Annotated in this window: 8 protein-coding genes; 3 read left to right on the plus strand and 5 right to left on the minus strand. The window is 71.1% G+C overall.

All coding sequences use genetic code 11. The features are described from left to right. Positions 1-51: 51 nt before the first annotated feature. Together ACKI2N_RS10535 and ACKI2N_RS10540 are read left to right on the plus strand one after the other, a co-directional pair. Complete coding sequence (locus tag ACKI2N_RS10535) at positions 52-2,637, plus strand: [protein-PII] uridylyltransferase (protein WP_420998034.1); 2,586 nt, start codon at positions 52-54, stop codon at positions 2,635-2,637. 23 nt (positions 2,638-2,660) lie between these two features. After that, positions 2,661-4,310: a pseudouridine synthase gene (locus ACKI2N_RS10540; protein ID WP_426989581.1), complete on the plus strand. Its 1,650-nt coding sequence runs from the start codon at positions 2,661-2,663 to the stop codon at positions 4,308-4,310. Positions 4,311-4,376: 66 nt separating this feature from the next. On the opposite strand, the gene ACKI2N_RS10545 is transcribed toward ACKI2N_RS10540, so the two are convergent. Both ACKI2N_RS10545 and ACKI2N_RS10550 read right to left on the minus strand, forming a co-directional pair. Next, positions 4,377-5,435, minus strand: coding sequence for a Bug family tripartite tricarboxylate transporter substrate binding protein (locus ACKI2N_RS10545; RefSeq protein WP_420998267.1), 1,059 nt, complete (start codon positions 5,433-5,435; stop codon positions 4,377-4,379). A gap of 143 nt (positions 5,436-5,578) precedes the next feature. Continuing rightward, the gene (locus ACKI2N_RS10550; protein WP_420998268.1) at positions 5,579-6,727 is read right to left on the minus strand and encodes a hypothetical protein; all 1,149 of its coding nucleotides are present in this window, start codon (positions 6,725-6,727) and stop codon (positions 5,579-5,581) included. Positions 6,728-6,896: 169 nt separating this feature from the next. Between ACKI2N_RS10550 and ACKI2N_RS10555 the strand changes: the two genes are divergently transcribed. Further along, a complete protein-coding gene (locus ACKI2N_RS10555) occupies positions 6,897-7,841 on the plus strand; it encodes a LysR family transcriptional regulator (RefSeq protein ID WP_420998269.1) in 945 nt (314 codons plus the stop codon). Positions 7,842-7,893: 52 nt separating this feature from the next. On the opposite strand, the gene ACKI2N_RS10560 is transcribed toward ACKI2N_RS10555, so the two are convergent. The 3 genes from ACKI2N_RS10560 to ligA form a co-directional block, all read right to left on the minus strand. Beyond that, entirely contained in the window at positions 7,894-10,581 is a 2,688-nt protein-coding gene (locus tag ACKI2N_RS10560; RefSeq protein ID WP_420998270.1) for a tannase/feruloyl esterase family alpha/beta hydrolase, read from the minus strand. Positions 10,582-10,941: 360 nt separating this feature from the next. Then, the gene (gene def, locus ACKI2N_RS10565; protein ID WP_420998271.1) at positions 10,942-11,475 is read right to left on the minus strand and encodes a peptide deformylase; all 534 of its coding nucleotides are present in this window, start codon (positions 11,473-11,475) and stop codon (positions 10,942-10,944) included. Further along, complete coding sequence (gene ligA, locus ACKI2N_RS10570) at positions 11,472-13,934, minus strand: NAD-dependent DNA ligase LigA (RefSeq protein ID WP_420998272.1); 2,463 nt, start codon at positions 13,932-13,934, stop codon at positions 11,472-11,474. Before ligA ends, def begins: the two co-directional genes overlap by 4 nt. Positions 13,935-13,949: the final 15 nt, after the last annotated feature.

Consider the following 13,949-nt stretch of genomic DNA (forward strand, 5'->3'; position numbering starts at 1 on the left):
GTTGGCGCCCTTCTTATTTCAGCCGTCCCACCGATGTCCCAAGCCCAAGCCATGGACGCCACGCCGGAACTCATCCTTGCCACCCGTGTCCGCGATCAGTTGAAAGCGGACAAGCAGGCCGTGTTCGACGACTTCACCGCGCACGGCCATGTCGGCCACCTGCTCACGCGCCTGCGGCGCGCGGTGGATGCCGCGCTGATCGAGGCATGGCGCGGGCTGGCCCTGCCGGCACAGTGCGCGCTGGTGGCCGTCGGCGGCTACGGGCGCGGCGAGCTGTTCCCGTACTCGGACGTGGACGTGCTGCTGCTGCTGCCGGCCGAGCCCGACGACGACACCGCGCGCCGGCTGGAGAAGTTCATCGGGCTGTGCTGGGACCTGGGGCTGGAAATCGGCTCGGCCGTGCGCACCGTGGACGACTGCATCCGCGAATCGCGCCAGGACGTCACCATCCAGACCTCGCTGCTCGAAGCGCGCCTGCTGACCGGCAACCGCAAGCTGTTCGCCGAGCTGCAGACACGCTACCAGGCCGACCTCGACCCGCGCGCCTTCTTCCAGGCCAAGCTGCTGGAAATGCGCCAGCGCCACGCCAAGTACCAGGACACGCCCTACGCGCTCGAGCCCAACAGCAAGGAAAGCCCCGGCGGCCTGCGCGACCTGCAGGTGATCCTGTGGATGACCAAGGCCGCCGGCTTCGGCGACAGCTGGAAGGAACTGTTCGAGCGCGGCCTGCTGAGCGAGCGCGAAGCGCAGGAGCTGCAGCGCAACGAACGCCTGCTCAAGACCATCCGCGCGCGCCTGCACCTGGTGGCCGGGCGCCGCCAGGACGTGCTGGTGTTCGACCTGCAGACCGCGCTGGCCGAATCGTTCGGCTATCGCCAGAACAACAACAAGCGCGCCAGCGAGCAGCTGATGCGGCGCTACTACTGGGCGGCCAAGGCGGTCACCCAGCTCAACAGCGTGCTGCTGCTCAACATCGAGGCCATGCTGTTCCCCGGCGAATCCAAGGTCACACGCGTCATCAACGAGCGCTTCGTGGAACGCCAGGGCATGCTGGAAATCACCAGCGACGATCTCTACGAGCGCGAGCCGCACGCCATCCTGGAAACCTTCCTGGTGTACGAGCGCACGCCCGGGGTCAAGGGCCTGTCGCCGCGCACGCTGCGCGGCCTGTACAACGCGCGCACGGTGATGGACGCGCACTGGCGCAACGACCCCGAGAACCGCCGCCTGTTCCTGGCCATCGTGCAGGAGCCGCAAGGCATCACCCACGCGCTGCGGCTGATGAACCAGACCAGCGTGCTGGGCCGCTACCTGAGCAACTTCCGCCGCATCGTCGGCCAGATGCAGCACGACCTGTTCCACGTCTACACGGTGGACCAGCACATCCTGATGGTGGTGCGCAACATGCGGCGCTTCGCCGTGGTCGAGCACACCCACGAATTCCCGTTCTGCAGCCAGCTGATGGCCACCTTCGACCGCCCCTGGGTGCTGTGGGTGGCGGCGCTGTTCCACGACATCGCCAAGGGCCGCGGCGGCGACCACTCCAAGCTCGGCACCGCCGACGCGCGCCGCTTCTGCAAGCAGCACGGCATCGCCCGCGAAGACGCCGACCTGATCGCCTGGCTGGTCGAGCACCACCTGACCATGAGCCACGTGGCGCAGAAGCAGGACCTGACCGATGCCGACGTGATCCACGCCTTTGCCCGCGTGGTCGGCAACGAACGCTACCTGACCGCGCTCTACCTGCTGACCGTGGCCGACATCCGCGGCACCAGCCCCAAGGTGTGGAACGCGTGGAAGGGCAAGCTGCTCGAAGACCTCTATCGCATCACGCTGCGCGTGCTCGGCGGCGCCCGCGTCGACCCGCATTCGCTGTGGTCGCAGCGCAAGGAAGACACCATCGCGCAGCTGCGCCTGAAGGCCTTCGACCCAGAGCTGGGCAAGCCGCTGTGGGCCCAGCTCGACGTGGCCTTCTTCCTGCGCCACGACGCGCGCGACATCGCCTGGCTCACGCGCCACCTCTACGACAAGGTCGACAGCGCGGCGCCGGTGGTCAAGGCGCGCGTGTCGGCCGCCGGCGAAGGCATGCAGGTGGCGGTCTACGTGAAGGACCAGCCCGACGTCTTCACGCGCATCTGCGGCTACTTCGAACGCAAGAGCTTCTCGATCCAGGAAGCCAAGATCCACACCACGCGGCACGGCTATGCGCTCGACACCTTCCAGGTCACCGATCCCGGCATCGGCAGCGCGGCCGCCGGCAACTACCGCGACATCATCGCGCTGGTCGAGCATGAACTGGCCGAGCGCCTGCGGCCCAACGCCCCGCTGCCGGAACCCTCGCAAGGCCGGCTGTCGCGCCAGTCGCGCAGCTTCCCGATCAAGCCGCGCGTGGACCTGCGCCCCGACGAGCGCGGCCAGTACTACCTGCTGTCGCTCTCGGCCAACGACCGCACCGGCCTGCTGTACGCCATTTCGCGCGTACTGGCCAAGCACCGCATCTCGGTGCACACCGCCCGCATCAACACGCTCGGCGAGCGTGTTGAAGACGTTTTCCTGGTCGACGGCAGCCGCCTCGCCTCGGACAACAAATTGCAGTTACAGCTTGAACAGGACCTGCTGGCGGCGCTGGCCATCTAGGCCGGACGCCCCGCATTGAAGATATGACCGATGACACTTCGCCCAAGCGCAAGACGCTGGGCATCAAGGCCACCCCCGCTGGCAATACCCGCAAGCCCACCCGGCCGGTGCGGGTATCCGACCTGAACCGCCAGCGCGTGCGCGCCGTGGTCGACGGCATCAAGCAGGCCCAGGAACGCGCCGGCGGCAGCCAGCGCAAGAAACCCGACGACGGCGCGCAGCGCCCGCCGCGCGGCCCGCGCACCGGCGAAGGCCAGGACCGGCCACGCCGCTTCGGTGGCGAAGGCGACAGCCGACCACGCAATTTCGGCCCGCGCGAAGGCGACGACCGCCCGCGCCGTTTTGGCCCCGGCGAGGGCCAGGATCGCCCGCGCCGCTTCGGCGGCGACGGCGACAACCGCCAGCGCAGCTTCGCCCCGCGCGAAGGCGACGACCGGCCGCGCCGTTTCGCTCCCGGCGAAGGCCAGGACCGCCCGCGCCGCTTCGGCGGCGACGGCGACAACCGCCAGCGCAGCTTCGCCCCGCGCGAAGGCGACGACCGCCCGCGCCGTTTTGGCCCCGGCGAGGGCCAGGATCGCCCGCGCCGCTTCGGCGGCGACGGCGACAACCGCCAGCGCAGCTTCGCCCCGCGCGAAGGCGACGACCGGCCGCGCCGTTTCGCTCCCGGCGAAGGCCAGGACCGCCCGCGCCGCTTCGGCGGCGACGGCGACAACCGCCAGCGCAATTTCGGCCCGCGCGAAGGTGACGACCGGCCGCGCCGTTTCGCTCCCGGCGAAGGCAGCGACCGCCCGCGCCGCACGCAAGACGGCGGCCAGCGCGACTACCGCTCCGGCCGGCCGGAGCGCGCCGAGCGTCCCGCGCCTGCGCCCGCCCCGCAGGCGCCGCGCGCCGAAGGCGGCGCCGACGGCCTGGTGCGCTTGTCCAAGCGCATGTCGGAAATGGGCCTGTGCTCGCGCCGCGAAGCCGACGAATGGATTCCGCGCGGCTGGGTGCTGGTCGACGGCCAGCCCGTGACCGAACTGGGCTCGCGCGTCAGCCCGGACGCCAATATCGAGATCCACCAGGCCGCGCGCTCCGAGCAAGGCGAGCGTGTGACCGTGCTGCTGCACAAGCCGGTGGGTTATGTGTCGGGCCAGGCCGAGGACGGCTACGAGCCGGCCGCGGTGCTGTTCGCGCCGGAAAACCAGTGGGAGCAGGACCCCACCCACAAGCGCTTCGCGCCGTGGCAGCGCAAGAGCCTGGCCCCCGCCGGCCGGCTCGACATCGACTCCACCGGGCTGCTGGTGCTGACGCAGGACGGCCGCGTGGCGCGCCACCTGATCGGCGAAGACTCTACCGTGGAAAAGGAATACCTGGTGCGCGTGCAGTGGGAATCGCCGCAAGGCCTGGTCGAGCGCAACATCTCGAACCTGTTCCCGGCCGAGCTGATCGAGAAGCTGCGCCACGGCCTGTCGCTTGACGGCGAGGCGCTCAAGCCGGCCAAGGTGAGCTGGCAGAACGAGGAGCAGTTGCGCTTCGTGCTGCGCGAGGGCAAGAAACGCCAGATCCGCCGCATGTGCGAGCAGGTCGGCCTGCGGGTGGTCGGCCTCAAGCGCGTGCGCATGGGCCGCATCGTGCTGGGCGACCTGCCGGTCGGCCAGTGGCGCTTCCTTGGCCCGTTCGAGAAGTTCTGAGCCACGCGTCCTGAACCTCATGCCGGCGGCCGTCCTGGCCGCCGGGAAGATCCCTTCGGAATATCTTCAGCCCAGCCGCGCGCCGACCAGCGCCACGGCCTGCTGCCACACCTCGCGCTGCCGGGCCAGGTAGTCCTGCGCGGCCGCGCCGGTCAGCCCCGCCGGCTCCGCGCCATCCGCACGCAGGCGCTGGCGCAGCGCCGGCGCCGCCAGCACGCGGCCGAGCCGCGCCGCCAGTACCCCGCGCCGCGGCTCCGGCCAGCTGGCCGGCGCGAGCACGCCGTACCAGGCCTGCTGGTCCATGCCGGCGATGCCGAACTCCGCGAAGGTCGCCACCTGCGGCGCCAGCGCGCTGCGCCGGCTGCCGGTCACGGCCAGCGCCTGCAGCCGGCCCTGGCGCATCAGCGGCAGCGCGGCCTGCAGCGTGCTGACCAGCACCGGCACATGGCCACCCTGCAGGTCGGTCATGGCGCGCGCGCTGCCCGGATACGGAATGTGCGTCATCTGCACGCCGGCCTGCCGGCACAGCAGTTCGCCGACCAGGTGCGCGCTCGAACCGACGCCGAGCGAGGCGTAGCCGAGCTGGCCCGGATGCTTGCGCGCCTCGTCGAGCAGGCCGGGCAGGCGCGCGGCCGGCGCCGCGGCCAGCAGCACGTGCGGCGTGCTGGCGACGATGGCCAGCGGCAGCAGCGGCGAGCCCGCGGGAGGCGCCTGCGCCAGCAGCGGCGCGATGCTGACCGAGCCCACCGTGCCGAGCAGCAGCGTGGGCCGCTCGGCGCTCGCGCGGGACGCCTCCTGCAACGCGATCTGCCCGGCCGCGCCGGGGCGGTTCTCCACCACGGTGAGGCAGCCATCCTGGCTGAGGCTGTCGGCCACCAGCCGCGCCACGTGGTCCGCGCCGCCGCCGGCGCCATAGCCCACCAGCAGGCGGCAGGCCGGCTCGGCGGCGTGCGCGGCGTTGCGATAGACGCCCAGCGCAGCCAGCGCCGCCAGGCCGGCCAGCGCGCCGAGCTGGCGCCGCCGCGCCGCGCAAGCCGGCAGCGGGGAGGAGCCGGACGGAAAAGAACAGGACGGGCTGGTACGCGGCAGCGGATCGCCGGCGCCCGGGCCCCTGGAGAAATGCATGACGGCAAGAGAAAAGTGCGTCCGGCAACGGATGCCGGGACGGCGGAATGCGTCATGCTAGCACCACCGGGCCGCCCTGCCCGCCCGGGCAAACCCGGCGGTCAGGCGGCCGGACGGGCGGCCAGGGGCGGCCGGGAGCGGCCTTACAACTGCGGCGCGCGGCAGGCCGCGCCCTTGGCGTTGGCCGACTCCGCCAGCCCGAACACGGCCTTGGCGCCGCACTGCGAGCCGAGCATGCGGCTCTGGTTGTGGCCCACGCCGATCACCTCGAACGCCTGATGCCGCACCGGCGGCTTCTGGCTGCCCAGCTGCGCGCCCAGGTAGTCTTCGTAGCGCAGGTAGCCGCGCGCGCGCTCGAGCCGCGTCGGCCCCTCGGCCTCGGCGCCGCAGGCTTTGTCGAGCACGCGCTGGTTGGGGTCGTTGTCCTCCGAGCCCACCAGGTAGGTCATCTGCCGCTGCAGGTAGCGGCGGAACAGCACGTCGCCCCGGTCGCCGCGCGCATAGGGCACGATGTCGCGCATGCCGTAGCGGTATTTGTCGTAGTCCGCGCAGAGGGCGGTGTCGTAGCGTGCGAAACCCTTGCCGCTCGGACGCTCCGGCGTGAAATAGAGATACGACGAAGGATTGGCCACCACGTAGCGCAGGTCGACGCCGGCCGCGCGAATGCGCTCGTCGATATCGTTGAGCACGGCGTAGCGATGCACCAGCTGGCCACCGCCGGAATGGCCGGCCACGGTGACGCGCGTCACGCCGGGCAGGCGGGTCTTGTCCGTGACCAGGCCCACGAGGTCGTCCAGCACCTGCAGCGAACTGACCGAGAACGGCGGGTTGACCGCATTCTCGCCGCTCATCCAGCCCTGCACGCTCCACACCGGCATGTTGTCGAAACCCTTGTTCTTGTCGGGCGTGCCCGGGAAATTGGGTGCGAGCAGCAGCACCTCGTCCGGGTTGCGCCCGGTCTGCCGGAGCAGCGCCGCGCCGGCCACGAAGTAGTCGTCGCCGTTGCGCTGCAGGCCGTGCTGCACGAAGATGACCTCGCGGATGGCGCGCAGGTCGCCGTCCAGCGCATGGTTGGCGTAGACCGGGAAATCGTAGGCCCGCGCGCCGCTGCCCAGCCGCACGCGCTGCCAGTGCACGGCGGCAGCGGCGGCCTTGTCGACCGGACCCTCGGTTTCTTCTGCGGCGGATGCCGCGGGGGCGGCAGCGCTGCCCGGGCCGGGCGCCGCGCAACCGCACTGGGCGGCAGCCGCCAGCACGCTCAACGCGCAAAGGGCAACCCGCAATCTCTTCATGTTCCTCCCTCCCCGACGCCCCGGCGACCGCGCGCGGTTTCTCGATGTCCTGACTCACATCATCCTAGGCCACGCCATGCCAGATGTAAAATATATGTATTTTTACTAAACCATATTATTAAAATATGAACAGGCATCGGGATTTACGCCTGCCCGCCAGGAGCCGGCCATGGAACTGAGACACCTCCGCTATTTCCTTGCCGTGGCCGAAACCGGCCACATCACGCGCGCCGCCGAGCAGCTCGGCATCCAGCAGCCGCCGCTCTCGCAGCAGCTCAAGGCGCTGGAAACCGAGCTGGGCGTGATCCTGTTCGAACGCCAGCCGCGCGGCGTGGCGCTGACCGCCGCCGGCCGCGCGCTGCGCACCGACGCGCTGGACATCTTCGCGCGCCTGGAGCAGGCGCGCCAGCGCATGCAGCGCATGGCGCGCGGCGAGGAAGGCTCGCTCTCGGTCGGCTTCACCAGCTCGGCCGCGGCCCACAAGCTCACGCCCGAGGTGCTGCGCGCGTGCCGCCGCCAGCATCCCGGCATCGCGCTCAAGCTGGGCGAAAGCAATGCCGCCGAAGTCACTGAGCAGCTCGCCTCGGGCAACCTGGACGTGGCGCTGCTGCGCGCGCCGGTGGAACGCCCGGCCGGCCTGCGCTTCGATCTGCTGCTGGAAGAGGAAATGGTGATCGCGCTGCCGCTGGACCATCCGCTGCTGCGCCAGCGCGGCGCGGCGGCGCAGGGCCCGGTCTCGCTGCGCGCGCTGGCCGCGGACGATTTCATCCTGGTGCGCCGTCCCGGCGCGCCGGGCATGTACGGCGACCTGCTCAACGTGTGCGAGCAGCTCGGCTTCACGCCGCGCATCGGCGCGGAAGTCGAGCGCATGCTGAGCAACCTCAACCTGGTGGCGGCCGGCGCCGGCGTGAGCGTGGTGCCGGCCTCGATGGCCGGGCTCAACCCGCACGGCGTGGCCTACCTGCCGATGCAGGAGACCGACCGCCTGCGCGCGCCGCTCACGCTGGCCTACCGCGAGAACGACGACAATCCCGCCTGCGCAGCGCTGGTCGCGCTGACCCACCGCACCGCGGCGCGCTACCGCCGCCGCGGCAAGCCGGCCGCGAACGCCTGAGGCACCCGGGGCACCCGCGGCGCGGCGCGGCCGGCTTCGGCGCGGGCATGGCTCAGTACAGCAAGCCCAGCTCGAAGCTGCCGGCACCGGTGCCGGACAACACCCCGCCACTCACCGTATAGGCCCCGCTCACCGCGCCGGCCGCGCCGATCACGCCCAGCACCGGCTGGTTGTAGGTCAGCGTGCCGCTGGCGCTGCCGCGCGTGATGGCCAGGCCCGCCAGGTCGGCGTTGAGTTGCGTGCCGTCGCTCACGCTCACGCGATAGGCGCCATCCGCGGCGCCCGCGGCCAGCGGCAAGGTGGGTGGCTGCGGCGCGTAGAAGTGCATGCCGTAGGCGGTGGCCGAGCGCGTCAGCACCAGCGGCACCGGCTTGCCATTGACCATGCCGCTGATCAGCGAGCCGCTCAGCGTGCCGCCGCCCGCGGTGGGCGAGCCGCCGACGAAGTAGTCGAAGGCGTTGCGCCCGCTGTTCCAGGCGATATAGCCCTTGGTGGTCGCGCTGCAGCCCGCGTCGTAGGTGATGAAGCCGCCGGTGACCGGGTCCGCGCAGGTCTGCCAGGTTGCCGCCGACGAGCGCAGCCGGGCCGAACCGTTCACGGCGCTGGCCGCGCCGCCGGCCACAGCGTACTGGATGCCGTTGACGTTGTAGATGTCGGCCACCGCCTTGTAGTCGCTGCTGACGTTCTGGAAGGCCAGTAGCGGCGCGAAGCCCGCGCCCGTGGCATTGGCCACGCCGCCCAGCATGACGCCGCCGCCGGTGAGCGTGAACAAGGCTCCGTTCTCGGCGCTGGAGAAGGTGCAGCCGCCCTGCGCCACCAGCGTGCCGCTGCGCACGGTGCCACCGGCGCGCTGCAGGCTGGCGTCGATGGTCACGGTGTAGGCCAGCGTGGCCGGGTCGAGGCGCACGGTCAGCTCCTCGCCGAGCATGTTGCCGCCCTTGTAGCTGGTCACCGCGGAGGGCAGGTTCAGGCACGACTGCGGCGGCCCGCTGCTGCCGGCGCAACTGTAGTTGATGGCGGCATCGAGGCTGCCCGAGCCCTTGTACTTGGGCCAGGAGGGATACTGGCACAGCGGCCGCGTGCGGCCGTAGGTCTGCGCGTTGGTGTCCATCACCGTGCGCGTGCCCGGGGCCACGCCCTGCTCCACCCAGTTCTCCAGCGCGGTCAGCGAGTTCCATGCCGGCAGGAAGCTGCCGGTGCCGTGGCCCATGCCGGGCACCGTGTAGAAGCGGATGCCCTGGTCCACCGCGGCCTGCCCCACGCGCCCGGTCACCGCCTGGAACCAGGCAATGGTGGAGTTGGGGCTGATCACCTCGTCGGCCAGGCCGTGCAGCAGGATCAGCCGGCCGCCGTGGCCGAGGAAGCCGGACAGGTCCGGGTTGGTGGCGTCGGTCAGCGCCGAGACCTGCTGCACGCGCGCGGTGTAGGCGCCCGGGCTGGCGGGGTCGAAGGTGAGCGAGTCGAAGTTGGCGACGCGCGTGACGAAGTACTTCACCCACTGGTCGCCGGTCAGGTAGACGTTGGCGTCCGCCGTGGTGGCCGGATTGCCCGGCACCGGCCGCGTGCCCAGGTCGCGCGTGGTGAACGGCCCCGCCACCAGCGCGCCCTCGAGCAGGTTGTAGCCGCCCGCCACGGTCACGCCGTTGGCGATCGGGTAGCTCAGCTGCAGCGGGTTCTCGATGGTCTTGACGGTATCGATCTGCGCATCGGACAGGCAGGTGTCGCCGGCATCGGTGCCGCCCGGGCAGCGCAGGCTGGCCAGCACCTGCATGGCGCCCACGCGGCAGCCTTCCACGTTGCTGACCACCTGGTCGGCCGCGCCGTCGAGCCGGTCGCAGGCCGCCATGGCCGCGCCCTGCACCAGCAGCGTCTTGTTGATGTTGAGCCAGCCCGCGCCGCCGTTGAGGTAAAGCGCGCGGCCCACCGCCACGTTCGACAGGCGCGTGCCGGTGTAGTTGAGCGCCGGCTCGTTGGCGATCACGCCATCGTAGTCGGCCGGCCAGCGCTGGATATAGCTCAGCGCGTCGCGCCCGCCGGTGGAGGTGCCGAGGAAATACGCGCGGTCCGGCGCGCGGCCATAGCGCTGCCTGAGCAGCGCCAGCGCGGCGTCGTGGGTCTTCTTGAGGGTGTCGCCGCCGTAGTTGGCCAGCGCCTCGTCATTGGCGGCGAAGGTGCCATCGGTGATGCTGCCGCTCTGGTGGCCGGAGTCGTCGCCCCAGGTGGCGTAGCCGCGCGCCAGCGGCGCCGGGTCGTCCGGCAGCGCGAAGCGCACGGTCTCGGTGCCGTCGATCAGCTTGCCGTCGAAGCCGCCGCCGCCGAACTGGATGGCCTTGCCGTTCCAGGCCGTGGGCAGGTTGAGGGCGAAGTTGATGTTGGGCGCGCTGGCGTCCACGGGCAGGATCTGGCCGCGCACCGCGCAGTACTCGCCCAGCGTGTTGCCGGCGGCGTCGGCGGCGATCAGCGAGGCCGAGGACACCTGCACGCCGCCATTCGACAACGCCAGCGCGGAAGCGGGCAGCGTGGCGCTGGCCAGCGCCGTGCAGGCATCCTGCGGCGACAGCGACGGCGCGCCGGGCTCCACGGGCGTGGCGGGCGAGCCGTTGCCCGGCGCGCCGCCCGGCGTGGCCGCGCCGGCGCTGGCGGCATCGTCCCCGCCGCAGCCGCCCAGCAGCAAGCTGGCCGACAGGGCCGCAATCCATACGGGCCGCGCCAATGCGCGGCCGCAACGAACGGTCTTCATCTTGTCTCCTCCAATGCTCCCGGTTGGAATGGCCCGGGATGTGGAGCGAGACGGTAGCACCGTGCGAGGCGAAGGTAAAATATATGGAAAATAGCATTTCCATATCTATAAAATATGAAAATGCGGCGGGCCGGGGCCTGGCCGGACCGAGGACGTTGGCCCCGCCCATTGTGGTGTCCGGCGCAATGAGCGAAGCCGACAGAGACGCCCGCGCCGCCCGAACTGGCTCAAGCGAACCCGATGGTTTTGTCCAGCACGGCAGCATTCGCCAGCCCCCGGCCCCTCACCCCGGCCCCCTCCCGCGAGCGGGGAGCAAACCTGGGACAAACGGCGGTCTGCGGGGAAGCCGAGATTTTCCGCTCAGTCGTCGCTGTTCGGCGGCAACTCGGGAAACAGCACCTCGGTAAACCCGAAGCGCGTGAAGTCCCGCACCCGCATCGGATACAGGATTCCCTGCAGGTGATCGCATTCGTGCTGCACCACGCGCGCGTGGAAATCCTCGGCCACGCGCTCGATGGGCGCGCCCATCATGTCGAAGCCGGTGTATTTCAGGCGCGTATAGCGCGGTACCACGCCGCGCAGCCCGGGCACGGACAGGCAGCCTTCCCAGCCCTCTTCCTGCTCGTCGCCGAGCGGCGTCAGCACCGGGTTGATCAGCACGGTCTTGGGCACCGTCGGCGCGTCCGGATAGCGTGGATTGCGGTCGAAGCCGAAGATCACCACCTGCAGGTCCACGCCGATCTGCGGCGCGGCCAGGCCGGCGCCGTTGGCGTGGTCCATGGTGTCGAACATGTCGTCGATCAGCGTGCGCAGCTCCGGCGTGTTGAAGCGCGTGACCGGGCGTGCCACCTGCAGCAGCCGCGGATCGCCCATCTTGAGAATGTCGCGGATCATGATTGTTCTCCCTTGGGTTCTGCTGCATTGGCGGCGCCGGGAAGCATCGCCAGCATCGCGGCCTCGTCGAGCACCGTGACGCCGAGCGAAAGCGCTTTCTCCAGCTTGCTGCCGGCTTCGGCGCCGGCCACCACGAAATCGGTCTTCTTCGATACCGAGCCGGACACCTTGGCGCCGGCGGCTTCCAGCATGTCCTTGGCTTCGTCGCGCGACAGCGTCGGCAGCGAGCCGGTCAGCACGAAGGTCTTGCCGGCCAGCGGCGACTGCGCGGCCTCGCCGGGCGCGGGCAGTTCGGCCAGCAGCTCGGCGCGCAGCGCCGACAGCTCGCGCAGCTGCGCGCGCGTGCCCGGGCGCTCGAGGAACTCCTGCAGCGAGGCCAGCGCGTCGGCCGGCAGCTTGCGCTCGGCCAGCCATTCGGGGCTGGCATCGGCAAACTGGTCCAGGCTGTCCAGGTCCTGCGCAAGCTGCTCGGCGCGCAGCGCCGTGAGCTTGGGCACGCCCAGCGCCGCCAGCAAAACCGGCAGCGCGAGCTTGTCGGCCAGCGCGGGCAGCGGGCGGCCGGCTTCGACCGGCACCACGCCATACCGCAACAGCTCGTCGATGACCGTCTCGTTGCGCGGCTCCTTGAAGAACTCGTAGATCGACTCGGCCACCACCTCGCCCACGTCCGGCAGCACGCGCAGCAGCGGCAGCGGCGCGCGCCGCACCCAGGCCAGCCGGCCCAGCCAGTCGGCCAGGGTCTTGGCGGTGGACTCGCCGACATGGCGCGCGCCGAGCGCGAACAGGAAGCGCGCCAGCGGCCGCTCCTTGCTGGCGGCGATGCCTTCCAGGATGTTCTCGGCCCACTTGGTGGCGATCTTGCCCTGCGCCACGGTCTCGGGCACCACGCCGTCGCGCTCGTCGGCCAGGCGCTTGACGTCGAGGAAATCCTCGAGCTTCAGGCGGTACAGGTCGGCCACGCTGGCGATGCGCTCGAACTCGATGAGGTTGTCGATATGGCGCTCGCCCAGGCCTTCGATGTCCATCGCGCGGCGCGCGGCGAAATGCCGGGTCGACTCCTTGCGCTGCGCCTTGCAGGTCAGCCCGCCGGTGCAGCGCGCCACCGCCTCGCCTTCCTCGCGCACCACGTGCGACTGGCACACCGGGCATTTGTCCGGCATGACGAAGCGGCGGTACGGCTCGGGCAGCGGCCCGGCCGCCGGGTCCAGGCCGGGCGGGCGCTGCTCGGCGACCACCGCCACCACCTCGGGAATCACGTCGCCGGCGCGCCGCACGATCACGGTGTCGCCGATCAGCACGCCCAGGCGCTCGATCTCGTCCTGGTTGTGCAGCGTGACGTTGGACACCATGGCGCCGCCGACGAACACCGGCGCCAGCCGCGCCACCGGCGTGATGGCGCCGGTGCGGCCCACCTGCACGTCGATGCCGAGCACGGTGGTGGTGCGCTCCTGCGCCGGGTATTTGTGCGCCACGGCCCAGCGCGGCTCGCGCGAGACGAAGCCGAGCCGGCGCTGCAGGTCGAGGCGGTTGACCTTGTAGACCACGCCGTCGATGTCGAACGGCAGGGCCTCGCGGCGTTCGCCGATTTCCCGATGGAAGGCCACCAGCCCCGCCGCGCCGCGCACCACGCGGCGGTCCTTGTTGACCGGCAGGCCGAACGCCTCGAGCGCGTCCAGCATGCCGCTGTGGGTGGGCGGAATGTCCCAGCCCGCGGTCTCGCCCAGGCCGTAGGCGAAGAAGCGCAGCGGGCGCTGGGCGGTGATGCCCGGGTCGAGCTGGCGGATCGCGCCGGCGGCGGTGTTGCGCGGGTTGACGAAGATCTTCTCGCCGGCCTCGCGCTGGCGCGCGTTGAGACGGTCGAAATCGTCGCGGCGCATATAGGCCTCGCCGCGCACCTCCAGCACCGGCGGCGCATCGCCCTTGAGCCGCATCGGGATGCTCTTGATGGTCCTGACGTTGGCGGTGACGTCCTCGCCGTTGCTGCCGTCGCCGCGCGTGGCGGCGCGCGCCAGCAGGCCGTCCTCGTAGCGCAGGCTCAGCGCCAGGCCGTCGAACTTGAGCTCGGCCATGTATTCCACCGGCGCGTCGCCCTCGCCCAGGCCCAGTTCGCGGCGCACGCGCGCGTCGAAGGCCTCGGCGCCGGTGCTTTCGGTGTCGGTCTCGGTGCGGATCGACAGCATCGGCACCGTGTGGCGCACCGTGGCAAAGGCCGACAGCGGCTGGCCGCCCACGCGCCGGGTGGGCGAGTCGGGCGTCAGCAGGTCGGGGTGTTCGGCCTCGATGGCCTGCAACTCGCGGTACAGCGCGTCGTAGTCCGCATCGGGAATCGACGGCTCGTCGAGCACGTAATACCGGTAGTTGTGGCGCTCGAGCTCGGCGCGCAGCCATGCGGCGCGCGCGGCGGGATCGCCGGCAGGCGCGGGGGCTTGCGCCGCCGCACCGTCTTGCTTGGGACTCATATTGTGTTTCCGGAC

The sequence above is a fragment of the Cupriavidus sp. 30B13 genome (assembly GCF_049059565.2).
Lineage (GTDB): Bacteria > Pseudomonadota > Gammaproteobacteria > Burkholderiales > Burkholderiaceae > Cupriavidus.

Excerpts from the sequence above, each read along its gene's own strand:
- ACKI2N_RS10535 (WP_420998034.1), top strand. The coding sequence starts at position 52 with ATGGACGCCACGCCGGAACTCATCCTTGCCACCCGTGTCCGCGATCAG.
- ACKI2N_RS10540 (WP_426989581.1), top strand. The coding sequence starts at position 2,661 with ATGACCGATGACACTTCGCCCAAGCGCAAGACGCTGGGCATCAAGGCC.
- ACKI2N_RS10545 (WP_420998267.1), bottom strand. The coding sequence starts at position 5,435 with ATGCATTTCTCCAGGGGCCCGGGCGCCGGCGATCCGCTGCCGCGTACC.
- ACKI2N_RS10550 (WP_420998268.1), bottom strand. The coding sequence starts at position 6,727 with ATGAAGAGATTGCGGGTTGCCCTTTGCGCGTTGAGCGTGCTGGCGGCT.
- ACKI2N_RS10555 (WP_420998269.1), top strand. The coding sequence starts at position 6,897 with ATGGAACTGAGACACCTCCGCTATTTCCTTGCCGTGGCCGAAACCGGC.
- ACKI2N_RS10560 (WP_420998270.1), bottom strand. The coding sequence starts at position 10,581 with ATGAAGACCGTTCGTTGCGGCCGCGCATTGGCGCGGCCCGTATGGATT.
- def (WP_420998271.1), bottom strand. The coding sequence starts at position 11,475 with ATGATCCGCGACATTCTCAAGATGGGCGATCCGCGGCTGCTGCAGGTG.
- ligA (WP_420998272.1), bottom strand. The coding sequence starts at position 13,934 with ATGAGTCCCAAGCAAGACGGTGCGGCGGCGCAAGCCCCCGCGCCTGCC.